The 16,997-nt window shown below is 59.7% G+C and carries 17 protein-coding genes and 1 pseudogene; 4 read left to right on the plus strand and 14 right to left on the minus strand.

The genetic code is table 11. From position 1 onward, the window contains the following. Positions 1-167 precede the first annotated feature (167 nt). Positions 168-878, plus strand: coding sequence for a ribulose-phosphate 3-epimerase (gene rpe, locus NW842_RS12765; protein WP_011433633.1), 711 nt, complete (start codon positions 168-170; stop codon positions 876-878). A gap of 103 nt (positions 879-981) precedes the next feature. Here rpe and NW842_RS12770 read toward each other — a convergent pair whose 3' ends face one another. Next, entirely contained in the window at positions 982-1,761 is a 780-nt protein-coding gene (locus NW842_RS12770) for a hypothetical protein (protein ID WP_414374590.1), read from the minus strand. 265 nt (positions 1,762-2,026) lie between these two features. On the opposite strand from NW842_RS12770, the gene miaA reads away from it, so the two are divergent. Then, positions 2,027-3,040, plus strand: a complete 1,014-nt coding sequence (miaA, locus tag NW842_RS12775; RefSeq protein ID WP_414418172.1) for a tRNA (adenosine(37)-N6)-dimethylallyltransferase MiaA — start codon at positions 2,027-2,029, stop codon at positions 3,038-3,040. Here the strand turns inward: miaA and menD are convergent. Then, complete coding sequence (gene menD / locus NW842_RS12780; RefSeq protein WP_414418173.1) at positions 2,964-4,769, minus strand: 2-succinyl-5-enolpyruvyl-6-hydroxy-3-cyclohexene-1-carboxylic-acid synthase; 1,806 nt, start codon at positions 4,767-4,769, stop codon at positions 2,964-2,966. The two genes, miaA and menD, sit on opposite strands and share 77 nt — an antisense overlap. Next, positions 4,766-5,674 carry a cyanophycinase gene (locus NW842_RS12785; protein WP_148202746.1) on the minus strand — a complete coding sequence of 303 codons (909 nt, stop codon included), beginning with the start codon at positions 5,672-5,674 and terminating at the stop codon, positions 4,766-4,768. Before NW842_RS12785 ends, menD begins: the two co-directional genes overlap by 4 nt. A gap of 188 nt (positions 5,675-5,862) precedes the next feature. Between NW842_RS12785 and NW842_RS12790 the strand changes: the two genes are divergently transcribed. Beyond that, positions 5,863-6,105, plus strand: coding sequence for a hypothetical protein (locus NW842_RS12790; RefSeq protein ID WP_011433628.1), 243 nt, complete (start codon positions 5,863-5,865; stop codon positions 6,103-6,105). Between the two features lie 132 nt (positions 6,106-6,237). Here NW842_RS12790 and NW842_RS12795 read toward each other — a convergent pair. The 11 genes and pseudogenes from NW842_RS12795 to NW842_RS12845 all read right to left on the minus strand — a co-directional run bounded on the left by NW842_RS12795 (position 6,238) and on the right by NW842_RS12845 (position 15,722). Beyond that, a pseudogene (locus NW842_RS12795) lies at positions 6,238-6,569 on the minus strand (fasciclin domain-containing protein). 288 nt (positions 6,570-6,857) lie between these two features. Next, on the minus strand, positions 6,858-7,082 hold the full coding sequence (locus tag NW842_RS12800; protein WP_011433626.1) for a DUF3134 family protein: 225 nt from the start codon (positions 7,080-7,082) through the stop codon (positions 6,858-6,860). A 107-nt stretch (positions 7,083-7,189) separates the two neighbouring features. Continuing rightward, positions 7,190-8,527 carry a UDP-N-acetylmuramoyl-tripeptide--D-alanyl-D-alanine ligase gene (locus NW842_RS12805; RefSeq protein WP_414418174.1) on the minus strand — a complete coding sequence of 446 codons (1,338 nt, stop codon included), beginning with the start codon at positions 8,525-8,527 and terminating at the stop codon, positions 7,190-7,192. 285 nt (positions 8,528-8,812) lie between these two features. Then, positions 8,813-9,529 (minus strand): ribose 5-phosphate isomerase A, encoded by a 717-nt coding sequence (gene rpiA, locus NW842_RS12810; RefSeq protein WP_414342421.1) that lies wholly within the window; start codon positions 9,527-9,529, stop codon positions 8,813-8,815. 50 nt (positions 9,530-9,579) lie between these two features. Next, complete coding sequence (rimO, locus tag NW842_RS12815; protein WP_414418175.1) at positions 9,580-11,001, minus strand: 30S ribosomal protein S12 methylthiotransferase RimO; 1,422 nt, start codon at positions 10,999-11,001, stop codon at positions 9,580-9,582. Positions 11,002-11,047: 46 nt separating this feature from the next. Next, entirely contained in the window at positions 11,048-11,878 is an 831-nt protein-coding gene (gene cbiQ, locus NW842_RS12820; RefSeq protein WP_414418176.1) for a cobalt ECF transporter T component CbiQ, read from the minus strand. Beyond that, entirely contained in the window at positions 11,865-12,566 is a 702-nt protein-coding gene (gene cbiM / locus NW842_RS12825; protein ID WP_414330636.1) for a cobalt transporter CbiM, read from the minus strand. Before cbiM ends, cbiQ begins: the two co-directional genes overlap by 14 nt. Positions 12,567-12,574: 8 nt before the next feature. Continuing rightward, positions 12,575-13,180 (minus strand): hypothetical protein, encoded by a 606-nt coding sequence (locus NW842_RS12830; protein WP_414418177.1) that lies wholly within the window; start codon positions 13,178-13,180, stop codon positions 12,575-12,577. 67 nt (positions 13,181-13,247) lie between these two features. Continuing rightward, on the minus strand, positions 13,248-14,045 hold the full coding sequence (locus tag NW842_RS12835) for a hypothetical protein (protein WP_414374603.1): 798 nt from the start codon (positions 14,043-14,045) through the stop codon (positions 13,248-13,250). Between the two features lie 299 nt (positions 14,046-14,344). After that, positions 14,345-15,115, minus strand: coding sequence for an SH3 domain-containing protein (locus tag NW842_RS12840; protein ID WP_414418178.1), 771 nt, complete (start codon positions 15,113-15,115; stop codon positions 14,345-14,347). A gap of 226 nt (positions 15,116-15,341) precedes the next feature. After that, positions 15,342-15,722, minus strand: a complete 381-nt coding sequence (locus NW842_RS12845; protein WP_011433618.1) for a hypothetical protein — start codon at positions 15,720-15,722, stop codon at positions 15,342-15,344. A 466-nt stretch (positions 15,723-16,188) separates the two neighbouring features. On the opposite strand from NW842_RS12845, the gene NW842_RS12850 reads away from it, so the two are divergent. Next, complete coding sequence (locus NW842_RS12850) at positions 16,189-16,908, plus strand: response regulator transcription factor (protein ID WP_414330288.1); 720 nt, start codon at positions 16,189-16,191, stop codon at positions 16,906-16,908. The last annotated feature ends 89 nt before the right edge of the window (positions 16,909-16,997 follow it).

Genomic DNA, 16,997 nt, shown 5'->3' on the forward strand with positions numbered 1-16,997 from the left:
TGGTTGGAAACAAACAGAATGCTATCGCTGCATAGTTGAACAGTGATGTTCAGCAGTGTTCAGCGTAAATGTATCAGGGGATATGACGCTTTGCAAAGGGGATCAAACCCCGTACCATAGAGGAGCAGGTTTCTCCGTTTCTCTGTTTTCAATCCCCAGGACTCACCATGGTGCAGCCGTCAGCGACCTCTGGGCAAAAGCCGATTGTCATCGCCCCTTCCATCCTTTCAGCCGATTTCAGCCGGTTGGGGGAGGAAGTACGGGCAGTGGATGAGGCGGGGGCCGACTGGATCCATGTGGATGTGATGGATGGCCGCTTTGTGCCCAACATCACCATCGGCCCGTTGGTGGTGGAAGCCCTGCGCCCGGTGACAGCCAAGCCCCTGGACGTCCACCTGATGATTGTAGAGCCGGAGAACTATGTGGCGGATTTTGCCAAAGCAGGGGCCGATATCATTTCCGTGCACGCAGAGTCCAGCTCCACCATTCACCTGCATCGCACCCTCAGCCAAATCAAAGATCTGGGCAAGCAAGCGGGCGTGGTGCTCAATCCGGCCAGCCCTTTGGAGCTGATCCAATACGTGCTGGATCTGGTGGATCTGGTGTTGATCATGAGTGTCAACCCCGGATTTGGCGGGCAAAGCTTCATTCCGGCAGTGGTGCCCAAAATTCGCCAGTTACGGGCCATGTGTGATGAGCGCGGCCTGGATCCCTGGATCGAGGTGGATGGCGGCATCAAAGCCAGCAACGCTTGGCAGGTGATTGAAGCAGGAGCCAACGCCATTGTGGCCGGTTCGGCAGTGTTCAAGGCCAAAGACTATGCAGAAGCCATTCGCAGCATTCGCAACAGCCGCCGTCCCGAGCTGGTGACAGTTTAAGGTGACAGTTCATTAAGGTGACAGTTCATTTTGAAGGAAACTGCTCCCTTACTGAAATCCGGCTTGACCCCAGCGCTGCGCTGAGCCAACTCCTCACGTGCCTTTAGCGCAAAGCAGCAGCCCCTTTCTGGGCAGCGTAAGGCCCCGTCCCGCTGTTGACGGCAGTTGTGCCCAGGCAATGGGGAGGCACATCGACGGAGGGGGGGATGATCGGCTGGGGCAAAGTGGGGCTGAAAAAAGTCTGACAAAAAGGCACGCGATTGCGCTGAATATCGGCAAGGTAGGGAGGAGGAATGGTGCCCAAATAGGCGCCCAGCACCTGCTGCTCGGGATCCTCTGGCAACACTTGGTAATACAACATCAGGCGATTATCGGGAAACCAGGCGCGGATCACCCTTTGCAGGGCCTTCAAGTTGAAGCCCGGCTCTTCAGGGTTGCGAATCAGGTGCATCCCCGCCAGGCGCCCGCCGACAAAATAGGCTTGCACATAAAACCCACGGGCATAGATGGGGGGCTCCAAGGAGTTCTGAGATGAAGGGGAATCGGGCAGGTAAAGGGCTTCACCCCCAGGACGCAGTTGCCAGCGGCTCCAGCGGGGATCCTCCCGGTCGCTGGAAATGGTCTCCCAATTGTTGGCGCGGGCGTAGCTCAAGAAGCGCTCCTCGACCATGCCCAGATAGAGCATTTCCATTTGCAAGGGCAGCCGGGCCCGGGTTTGCAACAGGGGCAGAGTGCGCACTTCTCCCTGCTTGAGCACCAAGGTCTCCCCCAGCGCCGGGCAAGGTTCCCACGCCAACAAAACTGTCAGGATCCCTGCCCCAACCGCCCGGCCAAGACAGCTAAGACCACGTCTTGCCGAAGCAAGCAGCAGAGGGGTGAGCATCTGTATCTGTAGAGGTAGCCTGAGCTGTGGGCAACTGCCGCCCAACCCAGTAGAAGCAGGGACGTAAGATGAGATCACCGAGAACCCCGAAAAGCCAGAAAAAAGGTGAAGCTAGAGTGCTCTGCACCGCTGACGCGATGGAAGCTCTATTGTAGCCAAAGAGCCAAAGCCTCTTGAAAATTTTAACCTGTTGCCTTGTGTGAATTTTCTTGCAGATCCTGAATGTCTCGAAACTAAGGTACTCCGCGCCGCTGACGCGAACGAAATGAGTGCAACTCTCGAGAACGGCATTCCCGCTGCAGCAGCTTCTGACCGGACAGAATGGCCGGGATTGATCGTCATTGCCGGCCCCACGGCCACCGGGAAATCTCGACAGGCGCTGCTTTTGGCCCAACGGCTGGGATCCCCGTTGTTGAATGCGGACTCTCGCCAGGTCTACCGCGAGTTCGACATCGGCACAGCCAAGCCTACCCCCGCCGAGCAGGCCCTTTGGCCCCACGAGCTGATTGACTTTGTGGATCCCCGCCACACCTACACGGTGGCCGAGTTTCAGCAGGCGGCCCAAGCCCGCATCGCCGAGGCCCATCGGCAGGGACAGACTCCCATCTTGGTGGGGGGCACCGGTCTCTACATCCAATCGGTGACTGCTGGCCTAGGGATCCCTGCTGTACCCCCGCAGCCCCAACTGAGAAGACAACTGGAAACTTGGCCCCCTGAGATCCGCTACGCCTGGCTGCAGCAGTTGGATCCCGTTGCCGCCCAGCACATTCATCCCCATGACGCAGTGCGCACGCTGCGTGCTTTGGAGATCGTTTACGCCACTGGGAAGCCGGCTTCCAGCCTACGGCGGGCTCATCCCCCCCATTACCCCATCTTGATCCTGGGGCTGCGCTGCCCAATGCCCCGTTTGGAACAACGCATTGCCCGGCGCACGGCGGAGATGATGGAGCGGGGGTGGATCGAGGAGGTGAAAACCCTGCGGGAGCGCTATGGGCCCCACCTGCCCCTTTTGAATACTTTGGGCTACGCGGAAATCGGCGCTTATCTGGAGGGGCGGATCCCGGAAGCCGAACTGCAGCCCCTGATTGTGAGGCGCACCCGCCAATTTGCCAAGCGGCAGATGACCTGGTTCCGGGCCCTGCCAGGGATCCAGTGGCTGGACTGCGAAGCTGAGGATTTGCCGGAGCAGATCTGGAAGCAGGTCAAGGCTTGGATGGCAGCTCCGACCACTGTTGAAACCAGTCCCGCCGCCGCTGAGCATCGGCTTTTCGATCCGTAAGGATCTCGAACACCCGCACCCCTTGGGCAGGTAAGGGATCCAGAGCTTCGGCCAGCTCCTGCCAGCTTTCCACTCGGCGATGGGGAATGTGGTGGGCCTGACAGAGCAGGGCAAAATCCACCGCCTGGGGCGTGGCGAAATAGGGCTCGAAGGGTGGGCCCACCTCAGCGATGGGCAGCAGCTCGAAAATCCCACCCCCCTGGTTGTTGATGAGGAGAATGGTCAGGGATCCCTGCAGGTGAGGGCCAAGCCGCAGGCCGCCGCAGTCGTGCAAAAAGGCCAGATCCCCGGTTAGCAACACCGTCGGGCGCTGCCGGTGGGCCACCCCAAGGGCGGTAGAGAGAAGGCCATCGATGCCGTTGGTGCCGCGGTTGAAGTAGGGCCGGATGCGGCGGTCGTTGGGGGGCCAAAACCACTCCACATCCCGCACCGGCGTGCTGTTGGCAATAAACAGCGGAGTCTCTGGGGGCAAGTGGTGGGCCAGCCACCAGGCTATCCTACCCTCAAACCACTCCGGCAGGTCAGCCATAGCCTGGTCTAAGGCGGTCCGGATTTGCGCTTCGGCTGTCAGCCAGCCCTGCAGAAAAGTTGTTTGCTTGGCCGGTGCTTCTGGGATCCCGGCGACCCACTCCTCTACGGCGAAAGGCAAGTGGGTGGTGGGGTTGTGCAGGGGATCCCCATTCTCAGGGCGGGGATCCAACCGCCAAACGCGGGGAGCAACCTTGGCCAGGGTTTGCCGCAGCGCTTTGCTGGTGGGCAGGGATCCCAGTTGGATGACTTGCTCCGGCCAAAGCTGGGGATCATCCCGCTGCAGGATGAGATCGTAGGTGGTGATGAGATAGGGGTTGAGGGAAGCGTAGTTGCGCAGGGGAGAGAGCCCCTCGGCCAGAACCGGCCAGCCCAAAGCCGTCGCCAAACGGGCCACTGCCTCCACATAGCGCTGGGGATCCAGCGGTTGAGCCGGCCCCGCCAAGATCACCCCCCGCTCACAGCTGCGCCACTCCTGCCAAAAAGAAACCGTCTCCGTCTGAAAAGGGCTCCGCACCGCCTGGAAGGAAGAGCCGGTGCATGGAGGAGCAACCCCACGAAAAAAGGTCTTCTCAAACTCCGGATCTTCCTGCAAATGAATCAAAGGCGCAGTGCTGCCATCGGCAATGGGAGCCAAGGGATCCCGGAAAGGCACATTTAAATGCACCGGGCCGGGAAAAGGGTAAAGGGTGCGCTCCCAGGCGTGAACCAGGGTCTGGCGCAAGTAGGCCAGGGCTTCTGGATCCGCGCTGGGCAGGGCCAACTCCGCCTGCCAGTTGGGGTAATGGCCGTAGAGCTTCACCTGGTCAATCGCTTGGCCGGCGCGGCAGTGGCGCAGCTCCGGGGGCCGATCCGCCGTCAAAACCAAAAGCGGCCAGCCACTTTCTGCCGCCTCGATGAGAGCTGGGAAAAAGTGAGCGCCAGCGCTGCCGGAAGTACACACCAGGGGAATGGGCCGCCGGGTTTGCTGGGCCAATCCCAGCGCAAAAAAGGCTGCCGACCGCTCATCCAGCACCGGGATCGCCTCGATGTCGGGGTGCTGGGCCAGGGCGTAGGTCAGGGGGGCTGAGCGGGATCCCGGACACACCACCGCCAAACGGCAACCCAGCCGACTCAAGGTTTCGGCCAATAGGGATCCCCAGAGGGTGTTGAGGTTGCGCCAGTCCAGCCGCCTTGGCAGGACAAAGTTTTCACCGGTCACAGCGGAGACAAGGTGTTGAGATCGAATCGGGATCCCGGCGGCAAAAAGTGAATGCGGGCATTGTGCAGCCGAAAATACTCATCCGCCGCCGCCTCCTGAACGGTCGAGTACAGTTGCGTCCCGTCCACAATTGTCACTGTGCCCAAGCCGATCACCTCCATCACATCGTCGGCCTGGATCACCACCGCCGTATTCTCGTCAATGCCGATGCCCAGACATTGGGGGTAGTGGGCCACCGCCGTAACCAGCCGCACCAGGCGATTGCGCTGATGGAAATGTTGATCGATGATGACGCGAGGCAAAAGGCCCAGGCCTGTCTTCACCGTTACAATTGCCGGCGTGGGCGGTTCTCCGCTGTAGCCGCGGGAGATCATCTGCTGCCCCAACGCAGAAGCTCCGGCGCTGGTTCCGGCAATTACCGTCTGCCCCCGCTGCCACTGCTGTCGAATGGCCTCCATCAGCTCGCTGTGGGCCAGCACCTCCGCCAGCCGCTCCTGATCCCCACCCGTAAAGTAGATGCCGGTGGAGAAGCGGATTTTCTCAACGTTATCGGGATCCCTTGCCTCCATCGGGCTGCGGATATCTAGAACTTGGAGGCTGGCCGCCCCCATCTGCTGAAAAATGTTGGCGTAGATCTCCCCCAGCACCGCCGGGATCCCAGAAGCCGCGGGCACGATGGTGATGTGGGCAGACTTTCCCCCCGCTCGGCGGAAGAACTCCCAAAGGATGTGGCGCTCATTTTCCTTATCCTCTGCTCCCCCGACGGCGATGATGTCGGAACGGGCGGTGATGGGATCCTTCACGGTAGAGCGGCTCAGGGGTTGGGCGTCGTTTGTCGGCGTGGAAGGGACTCCGTTCCACTCCAGCTCACGGTGGGCGGCAGAAACATCAGGCAAATGGGGCATGGAGCGCGAGGAAGATTAAAATGGGCACATTTCACTTTCACTATGCTACGGCTTGGAATTCGGTTTGGCGCAGCTCAATTCCAGATTTCACGGAAGAGTCAGGGGTTGGTTAGGGGTCTCGAAAGGGGGAATAATGTTCATAAGAACACCCCTCGTCTCGTCCTTCGGTTCACCCAGCAGGAGCATCCATGGCCAGAAAACCTGACGGATATCTTGTCCACATCATGCTGGAAGGTGGACAAACCATGCAGGTACGGGTCAAAGAAGCCAGAGAATACACCGAGCTGATCAACAACCTCATGGTGGGCGGCGAAGAGTTCATCACCTTGCCCAAGCAAATGGACAATGAGTACATGATCGTGCGTCCTCAACGGGTGTCCGGCGTGTCGGTGGAGGCGATCTACGCTTCCAGCGTTGGCATCGACCTATAGAGCCTATAGAGCAGACCAAGGTCAGGGATCCCTTGAGTATCGCCGGGCTGACAACGCAAAGCCCCCACCACTAGGGGCAGGGGCTGCCAGAGGACTAGACCCCGCAGGATTTAGAACCTCAGTACCGACAGGTTAGCTTTGCGGGGGCAGGATCACCTTGTCGATGACGTGGATCACGCCGTTGGAAGCTTCAATGTCGGCTGTCACACATTAGCATCGTTGACCTTGACACCATCAGCCAAAGAGATCTCCACAGGAGATCCTTCGACCGTAACCACTTCCCCAGCTTCCAAAGAGGTAGAGAGAACTTTGCCGGGCACTGCATGGTAAGTGAGAAATCGAAAAAAGTCCCCGAAAAAGATGTTTCTACTGCCCCAAGATGCTTTCTTACAAAGGCTGCGGGGGTATCTTCCACTAAGGTTAGATTTGCAACAATCATCGCAGGGTGGTGGTGAGCAATCCAAAACAGGCTGAAAAAGGATCCCTTGAGGCTGAGGGATCAGTTACGTTTGTCTGCATCTATAATCATTCTGATTCAAACTAAAACGCTGCACCCACACCTGAAGCGTTGAATGCGCGGGGCTGGAAGACTTTTCTTGGTAGCTCAGGCGTCTCACTCTAACCTGAAACGACTGTACTGTTTTGTTTGCTCGAGCTGTCTATCCAGCGGCAGCACAAAAAATAACACCCTCACGGTGCCGAGCAAAGGGATAAATGAGTTAACGAGCTCGTAATAATCCTGGCAGTTGTGCTTACTCTTCTTCCGGCTCGAAGTCTTCGTCGTAGTCGTCCCCGATCAAATCGTCGATATCGTCGATGTCTTCTTCCAAAATCATCTCAGGGACCTCAATGGGCTGCTCGATCAACCGGCCCTCTTTGCGCAACCAGTCAAGAATGGAGAGGCTGCTAGGAGAGGGCACCACCGTTGGCGGCTGATCGCGGGGCTCTTCGCGCAGAGAGGGATTGTGGTAGTACATGCCGTACGGAAAAAGGGCAGTTATCGACGAGGAATGAACTCGGCTTGGATTGATCTCCTCTCAACCGAGGGACGCGGGCTTTCCATCGATATATCCCTCAGTTTAGCCTATGCCTGCCACTCCTGCAAAAAGCGGTGCAGCACCCGCTCCAGTTCAACAGCCCGCGCTGCCTTGAACAGCAGCCGATCCCCGGCTTGCACGTGATGGAGCAAGATTTCCAGCAGTTCGGATACCTCCTCGCAGCGTTCTGTCTGGGCTGCCGGTTTTTGGTCGAGCAGCGGTTGCATTTCTCCTTCGGGATCCAAGAGCAAGATCCGATCCAGCCCCAGAGGGGCAGCCGCCCGACCCACCTCTGCATAGAGCTGAGGCGCATGCTCTCCCAACTCCCGCATCGGGCCGAGAATGGCCCAGCGCCGTTTTCCCGGGGTTTGGGCCAGCAGGTGTAGAGCCGCGATCATCGCTTCCGGCGAGGCGTTGTAGGTTTCGTCCCAGATTTCCACATCTCCTGCCAGCTTGAGATGGCGGTTGCGCCCCTCCAGATGGGTGGGCAAGGCGATGGGTTCTCGGAGCCGCTCCCAATCCAGCCCCAAGCTGCACAGAGCAGCCAGCACTCCCATCCAGTTGAGGGCATGGTGTCTTCCCGGCAAGGGCACCGGCAGCGTTAGGCCCTCCACAGTTACCGTTTGGGCTCGGGGATCCCATTCTCCCCGTAAGTCCCCCCGATCCAGACCATAGGTAAGGGTTTGTCCCGACCACAGGCTGGCGGCGGTAGACAACAGCAAGGGATCTTCTCCATTCAGCAGAGCCACCCCCTGCCCTAGCTCCTGCAGCAGCTCGCACTTGGCAGCAGCAATGGCCGCGCGGGATCCCAGTCTGCCGATGTGGGCGGTGCCAATATGGGTGATCAAGGCGTGGGTGGGCTGAGCCATCTGAGCCAGGCGGCGAATTTCTCCGGGGCCTCGCATGGCCATTTCCAGAACCACAAACTGATGCTCCGGTCGCATCTGGAGCAGGGTTTGAGCAACCCCGATGTCGTTGTTGTGGTTGGCTTCAGTTTTGAGAACTGTGCCGTAGCGGGATAGGGCAGCCGCCAGCATTTCCTTGGTGGTGGTTTTGCCTGCTGAGCCCGTGATGGCTACTACGGAGGGGGGAAACTGCTCCCGCCAGCCTCTGGCAATGCGCTGGTAGGCAGCTAGGGTATCTGAGACTTGAAAATGGGGCCCAGCCACCGGACGCTGGCTGATGACGGCAACGGCCCCCCTTGCCAAAGCTTGTGGAATAAAGTTGTGTCCATCAAACCGTTCCCCCCGCAGCGCCACAAAGACTGACCCCGGCTGCAATTGGCGGCTGTCGGTGCAAATGGCTTGGACGGGAAGACCCAACAAATGGGGATCCCCCTGCAGGGGAGTTTGCAGCAGGTCAGCCACAGTTCGTAAGGTCAGCATCGGGCAGAAACTCCAATTCGCCTACAGCCTCTTCGTCTATGGTCATTTCAGACCCGATTGAGACATTTCCCAAGCGCTCCCCCTCACCCCCAGCCCCTCTCCCAGGGGGAGAGGGGAGTTGGGGATAGCTGTACAGCTTTTTTCAGCGTTGTTTACCACAGCCAGTGTCAATCAATCTCTTGCGTGGGAAGGCTCCCGCTTGGCTACGGAACTCCCATGAAGTCGGAAAAAGCTGTAAACCCAGTTCCTGGGCAACGCCAATACACGACTGGGTATAGGAAGTTGTCAGCTGGGTTGCAGCGTTTCGATCCCAGTCGGGAGGGCGATGATTGCCTCTTTGGCCATGCCGATGAACAGGCCATGTTCCACAACCCCCACCGTCCCCTTGAGTTGATCGGCAATCTTAGCGGGATCCGCCATGGGGCCGAATTGGCAGTCGAGGATGTAGTGCTGCTCGTCCGTCAAGTAGGGATCCCCGTTGGCATTCCGCCGTAAGGTGGCTGTGCACCCCAGAGCCTCTACCCGCGCCAAGGTGGTTTTCCAGCCAAAGCGCACCACCTCTACCGGCACCGGGAAGCGAATGCCCAACTGCGGGACTTTTTTAGAGGCATCGGCGATGATGATCAGCTCGGCAGCGCTGGCCTCCACCAATTTTTCCCGCAACAGGGCCCCTCCTGCCCCTTTGATCAGGTTCAGGGATCCCACTTCAATCTCGTCGGCCCCATCGATGGCCAGATCCAGGCGCGGCTGCTCCTCCAGGGTAGCCAGCGGGATCCCCAGGGAGCGGGCCTGTTCAGCCGTGCGCTCGGAGGTGGGCACACCGAGGATCTGCAGACCCTCGCTTTGCATCCGCTCTGCTAGGGCGCTGACAGCAAAGGCGGCTGTGGATCCCGTGCCCAGCCCCACCACCATTCCCGACTGCACCTTTTGAACTGCAGCCCGGGCTGCCGCCTGTTTCAGCTCATCTAAAGACTCGGTCCCGCTGCCGCCAAGGGTAGTCATTCCCAGCTCCTCTCCCGTGGATGAAGATCCTACCAAAGTGCTTTGCACCGCTACCGCCCGCTCCAGCTAAAACCCTCCGGCGCTGCCACCACCCGACCGAAGAGATCATAGGGCTCGGCGTGGGTGATCTGCACCGGCACCAGGGATCCCAGAGAGCCCTCCCCACGCACGTACACCACCCCGTCCACTTCGGGGGCAAAGCGAGGGGAGCGGCCAATCCACTCGCCGGTTCTGGGGTTTTCCTGCTCCAAAAGTACAGGTACCACTCGGCCCACCTGCTCGCGGTTGCGGCGGAAGGCAATGCCTTGCTGCAGTTGCATTAGACGGGCGCGGCGCTCTTGTTTGACAGCCTCTGGAACCTGATGGGGGAGGTGGTAGGCAGGGGTGCCCTCTTCGGGAGAAAAGGTAAACACCCCCACATGGTCAAACTGATGGCGCTGGACAAAGTCTAGTAGATGCTGGAAGTGCTCCTCCGTCTCCCCAGGAAAGCCGACGATAAAGCTGGTGCGCAGCACGGCATTGGGCAACGCCTGGCGCAGCCGCTCGATCACCCGGTCGTTGACCTGCCCTTGCCAGGGGCGATTCATGGCCTTGAGGATCTGCGGATGGCTGTGCTGTAAAGGCAGATCCAGGTAAGGCAGGAAATTGGCGGTCTCTTGAATGGCCTCCACCACAGCGGGGGTAATGCCCGTGGGGTAGGCGTAGAGCATGCGGATCCAGGGAATGGGGATCTGGCCCAGGGCGCGGATAAGCTCAGCCAAGCGCGGCTCCCCGTAGAGGTCGATCCCGTAGTGGGTGGTGATCTGGGAAATTAAAATCAGCTCCTGCACCCCCTCTTCGGCCAGTTGTTCTGCTTCCCGTAGGATCGACTCGATGGAGCGGGAGCGTTGGTTGCCCCGCAAGTGGGGGATGATGCAGAAAGAGCAGCGGTAGTTACAGCCCTCGGCTACCCGTAGGTAGGCCACAGGCGCATGGGTGGTGCGATAGCGAGGTACGGTCTCGTCGGCAATGTAATCCAAGCTGGAAGTAACGGCATTGACCCGCTCTCCCCGCTCCACCCGCTCGATGATTTGGACGATCTGGTGATAGTCGCCCGTACCCACGATAGCCACCGCCTCCGGGATCTCCTGCAGCAGCTCCTCCTGGAAGTGCTGCGCCAAGCAGCCGGCAATAACGATTTTCTTGCCCTGTACTGCCAACTCCATCAGGGTGCTGACCGACTCCCGCCGCGCTGCTTCAATGAAGCTACAGGTATTGACGATCACATAGTCAGCACTCTCTTCGTCCCCATCCACCCGGTAGCCTGCTTGAGCCAGCAAGCCCAGCATGTGCTCGGTGTCCACCCGGTTTTTCTCGCAGCCCAGGTGTAAAACGGCAACCGACGCCTTTGTACGCTGCACCGCTGTTCGCGTAAGCGGGACGGAGTCCTTAACGGATGGGAAACTGGAGACGGTCGCTTCTAACCCATTCATGGACTGAGCATCAAAAAGGGGGCAGCTTGCCAGAGGCTTATCTATTCTAGTTGAGGGCCGCATCAGCGTTGCGGAGCAATAGAGCCGTAGCCACGGCCAACGCGGTGGCCGCCCAACTGTAGGGATCCCCGCCAGCCGCCGTCGGAAACAGAGGTGCCCGTCCGTAGCCCCGCAGGCGCAAAGCCTGATAAACCCTCTGCGAGCGCTCGTAGCTGCGCACCAACAGGGTGCCCACCGAAGCGGCCAGAAAGGGCAGATCTTGTCTTAGAGACGGCCCAGGACGCCACAGGGATCCCCGCGGTCGCCAACCCCTCAGCCGGGCTGCCCGTTGCATCTGCTCCCACTGAGCAGCCATCTCTTGCAGATAGCGCTGGGTGAGCCAGGCCAGTTCCAGCAGGAGGTCTGGGATCCCCAGGGCCCGCAACGCTGCCAACAGTTCCGACGTGGGGGTGGTCTCCAGCAGCAGCATCGTGAGGGCAAATAGGGCCAGCCCTCTCCCCCCAATGCGAAGCGCCATCTGCAGCCCCTCCCAACGCAGAGCCAGGGATCCCCAGCGCCACAGGATGGTTTCCCCCGCCCAGAAGGGTAGGATCCCCATCAACCCTGCCACCAACAGCCCTGGGGCTGCCAGCCGCCTCAGCCCGAGGCTCCAAGGCAATCCCGACAGGCTCCACAGTCCAGCCACCAGCGCCCAGATGAGCGGCAAGAGGGCCAGGCACCTCACCGAGGCGAAAGCCGCCATCAGCGCCATCAGGCCCAGCACCTTGGGCAGAGGTTGCCACCGGTGCAGCCAGGAAAGGGGTTTGGAGGGGTGAGGATGGGATTGTTGACCGCGCCAGCAGCAAGGGATCCCTGAGCCGGCTTCATCTCTTGCCATACTCTCCCAGCAGCGCCGGTTGTACCCGCTGCAAAAACAGCACCACCCAACTGGCGAACAACCCCTCCACCACCATCAGGGGGATGTGGGCCACCACCAAGCTCCCAAGAGCCAGACGACCGGCTTCTGTGGAGAGGATCCCGCTGCCAGCGTCAACCACAGCAGCCATGACCACCCCGTAAAACAACAGCACTGCTAGACCCACCCCAACCGCTCCCGCCAAGAAGGCAGACACTCCGGCCCCCATCACCCGACGGCCTGCCCGAAAAATCCCACCGGCCAGGAGCGCCGGGATCCCCATAATGGCGGCGTTGATGCCCAATGTGGTCAGGCCCCCATGGCCAAAGGCCACCGCCTGAAAAAACAAGCCCACTACAATCGCCGGATAGGCCAAAGCCCCCAACATCAGACCCATCAACCCGTTCAGCACCAGATGCAGGCTGGCCGGGGGAAAGGGCAGGTGAATCGAAGAGGCCACAAAAAAGACAGCCGTGAGCAAAGCCGCTTTGGGCAACTGGTCGCGACAGCGTTGCGTAGCAATATGGCGGGGATCCCGTTCCCACCAAGGACATTGCTCGGCAACGCCGGCGCGACGGAGAAGCCGCAAGCTGTAGCTGGTGATCAGGGCGGTGATGCCATAACCCCCTAGCCAAAGCGGTGCTGGCAAAATGCCATCGCTGATGTGCATGGTCAGTCCTACTCCAGAGCAGAGGAGCCAGCCTGGGAGCCTGAGATTCCTGACCCTGGAGATCCCGAAACCGGTGGGCTCTCCACCGCTGCGTAACCAGATTGACGGGGCCTGGAGAAGAAGAGAGCTGTGCCCAGACAGCCCCAAATGACGCAACCGGCCATAACCCCCCGCTGCAAAGGCCCAAAGGGTGAGGAACCGTTGGGGATCCCTTCTGCCTGAGCAAACTCCTCGCCCACCGGCACATTGACCAATACCCCATGCCCCGCCTGGCGAATCCGCACCTGCCAGAGGCCCGTCAGGTTGGGATCCGGCTGCAGCAGAAATCGTCCCCGCGCATCCGTCTGTCCCTCCTGCCAAGGGGTAGTGGGATCCGTTGGCGCAAACACCGTTACCTGCGCAGAACGCATCGGTTCGCCAGAATCGTAGCGGGCCTGGATCTCAAAAGCGGGAACTGCCCGCCAAGAGGCCTCCACCCCGTGGCCCCAAGCGGGAGCAGACAGGAGCAGGCCGAAAGCCAGCAAGCTCAACCGTGCTCCGCATCGCTGACGCGACGCCGCAATCAGGCTCAGTCGGCAGGAAGGGATCCAAAGTTTTGGCCAGACTCGGTTCATTGGTTAGCTGAGGACAGACGACAATCTCTACGCTCTGCAGGCGACCGGTCTTAGAAAAGCCAAGACTTCAGGGCGAAGACTCTGTCTGGGCAGGGCCAGAGGCAGCGCGGCAGTGGCCTTCCCCCACATGGCCCAAGTGGTGCAGGATCTCCAATGCGGCCTTAGCCGCAGGGGATCCCTCCTGCAGATCCCCCCAGTCCACTTCCAGAAGGTCGGATCCCCCCCCAGTGCTCCGCGCCGCTGACGCGGCCAGCCGCTGCTCCAGGGAGACAGGATCCAACTTCACCAAAGGGGCAAACCCCAGAGCTGCTTGATTGAGGCTGTCGTTGGGGGGCAAGCTTCCATCTCCAAACAGGTGGTCGAAATGGAAGGTGACCTCCAGATCTGCCACCTGGCCGACGCGCACAAAGCCTTTGCGCTCCTCCCCCACATACTCTCCGCAGGTGAAGGCCACCTCAGGGCTGAACTTGAGCACAAACGGCATCTCCCCAGCCCCTTCCTTTGTCGGTCGGGCTTGGCCTTCGATCCAGAGGGAATAGCCCTTTGCCGGCCCCTCCAGTGCTGGCACCAGCCGCCACCCCAGGGCGTTGTAGTGGCCAGGGGGTGCCTCTAGGGATCCCAGTAGGGCCCGCTCCGCCGGGGGAGCCGTGATCAAATCAACCGTGATGGGGCCGGAGAGGCTGACCAATGCCCGTGCCAGCAAATCTGCATTTCCTTCCGGATCAAAGGGCGGATCGGTTTGGTAGGCGGTTATGTCCGCCAGCGTCACGTACACGTGCTCAAAGCTCAGTTCCCAGCCGTCTTTGGAGACAAACCCCTCCCGAATGAAGTCCTCGCCGTTGGCCCAAAACTCCAGAGTACCCATCTCTGCCTTTGCTTGGGCTAGGGGTGCTTCCTGCCTGACCTTTTCCGCTCCAGCGTTAGAAGCCGGTCGGCAGGCGCCTAGAGAGAAGGCCAACCCAAGGGCCAGAAAGGGTAAAGCTAACCCCTTGCCCCAGGGATCCCTTGTTGAAGCACCAAGCCGAAATGGAGTGTGTTTCACCAGTTCCCCTGCCAAGGACTCGGTCCCGATGACGCAAACGGCACTGCTCTAGCGAAACACAGGCTTCCCTGGTGTTACAATCCCCCACCAGGGCATCTGTAGGGCTATGCCTATGGCAAGGGCTACTCCTGCGCCAGATTCCCCGCCCGCACCCAACCTTCCTGCCCATTCTGACGGCGAATGCGCTGCCAACGACCATCTTCGCTGAGGCCCAGCACCGTCACCACCTCGTTCATGGGCACACCACCAATGTAGGTTCCCTCCTGCTCTGGAGTGGCCCGCAGCGCCAGGCCAATGGGCTCGATCACCCGTCCCCGCTCACCTGGGGAAACCACTGCTGCCGTGGGGGGTCGAGTCGGCAAAGGAGTTGATTCAGGGTTGGGTTCAACTGTGGGAGCTGTAGAAGTTGAAGCTGAAGCACCATCCACAGGGCCCAAATTGCCAGCCCGCACCCAGCCCTCTTGTCCGTTCAACTCCCGCCGCACCCGTTGCCAACGACCATCGGCGCTGTACTCCAACACCGTCACCGTTTCCCCCACCACAATTCCCCCTTGGTAGGCTCCATCGGCAGAAGGTTGGCTGCGGATTGCCAGGCCAATTGGCTCGATCACCCGCCCGCGGCTGCCGGGGGGAAATCCCTCAGGGTCAACAGTGCCTGCAGCAGGGCCAGAGGGGGGAGAGGGAAAACTGGCTGGGCGGGGCAAGGGATCCAAGCGCACGGCCTGCGGAAATTGAGGCGGGGCAGGGGGGGCCAACATGGGGGCAACAAGCTGCCACAACTGCCAACCCAAGGCGGCCAGAGCCCCAACCGAGACACTCACCACCACCAAGGTGCCCAAGGGAAAACCGCCAGAAGCAGGAGAAGAACGGCCTCGCATCGGGTAGTTAGCCATCCGAAATACCTTCCCGCAATGCTGCAGGCAAGAATCCGCAGAGAAGATGGGATCCCCGTCAAAACCGGGGATTTACGAAAGCCAGAGCACGACTGCTGCGCAACGCTGACGTGATTGCATCCCAATGTATCGTGTTCCGCAGCGCTCTTGCTAGGCCTGTGCAGAGGAACCGCAACGCTGACGGGGCGACGCGACCCCAGAGGGCAAGGGCGTCGGAGATTAGCTTCTACTTATTGGTGTTGGTGAACTTATTCTGCCAGTCGGTCGTCAAAATCTCTCGGCCAAATACCCATCCTGCCAGAAGGAGGGGCAATGCCAAGCCCAGAAAGCCAAAAAGACTGACCACCTGAGCCACTTGCCGCTGGGCTTGTTTTCTCCTGGGATCCGGGATGTTGTTAGCAGCCAGCACCACTTTAGAACAAAAAGCCACCACCACCGCCCCCACCGGCCCCAAAACCAAAGAGGGCCACAGCCAAGCCGCCACTTGCGAGAATGCGTAGGCTCCAGTGAATGGGATAATCACGAAACAAGCCAGCTCCAGGATCCCCCACGTGAAGAGGGCCAACCAGACATCTTTGCGGAAGACTTCATCGGGATTGGTGTACATAAGCCTCCGGGATAAACCGCCCACACTAAGGCCAGACCTCGAGACAGGAACGGAAGCGCCACGGCTTCCAGATTAACTCCAGGTGCAAGGATCTGCTTGACGGATTTCCTCTGCCATTCAGGCAACTCAGTAAGATAATGCCCAAGATTCTTGGATAAGCCTCCGTTGATTTACGCACAGGAGGGCGGCCTCGGCAAGGATAAACTCCCCGCGCGACCCCACACGTAAAGACTTGAAATAAGATTTAAGTGTTCAATCACTCATGAATTGCCTGCGCCTGTGGCCCTTTCCAGCCGAGGTTGGGGTCAAGCCTGCCCTGTTGATAAGGCTCTTTTTCCCCTCCCACCTGGCGAGCTGAGGGCCTATTGCCTCTATGTGATGGTTGCCTATGGACTGCCGAAGGGATCCCCGCACCCCAACGCCCTGCAACCTTGTCTCCTGCTGACTTCGAGAGTGCCAAGCTGCCATGTCACGCATCCTCATCATCGATGATGATCCCAGCATTTGTGCTCTACTGCAGCGGTACTTGCAGCGGCAGGGGTATTCGGTTGAGGTGGCGATGACGGGGGCCGAGGGCTTACAGCAGTTGCGCGCTTTTCAGCCGGCCTTGGTAATTTTGGATCTGAACTTGCCGGATGTGAGCGGCTACGATCTCTGCCAGCAAATGCAAAAAGAGACCGGCGTGTACGTGTTGATGTTGACCAGCCGCGTCAGCCCTGCTGATAAGTTGCACGGATTCCAGTTGGGGGCAGATGACTACCTGACCAAGCCCTTCAGCCTGCCGGAGTTACAGGCGCGAGTGCAAGCCATTCTGCGGCGGCAACGTATGAAGACCGAAATGGCCAGCGCGCCGGTCTTGACCTTTGCCTCTTTGGTAATCGACCCGGAAACCCGAGCAGTCATCCGCGAGCAGCGCCTGATCAACTTAACAGCACTGGAGTTCGATTTGCTCTATGCTATGGCTCGACATCCGGGGCGGGTTTGGCGACGGGCTGAGCTGATTCAAGAGGTGTGGGATTTTAACCACGAGGGAGATGAACGGGTGGTCGATGTCCACATTGGCCAAATTCGCAAGAAACTAGAGACTGATACCAGCCAACCGGAGTTGATCCGCACCGTGCGTGGAGTTGGCTACAAGTTTGAGCCCCCCGCTCCGAAGGAGGGATGGGGAGAGGAAAAACCTTAACCCCCAAATAACTCTGATACATTTACGCTGAACACTGCTGAACATCACTGTTCAACTATGCAGCGATAGCATTCTGTTTGTTTCCAAAC

The sequence above is a fragment of the Synechococcus sp. R55.4 genome, from assembly GCF_047461935.1.
Lineage (GTDB): Bacteria > Cyanobacteriota > Cyanobacteriia > Thermostichales > Thermostichaceae > Thermostichus.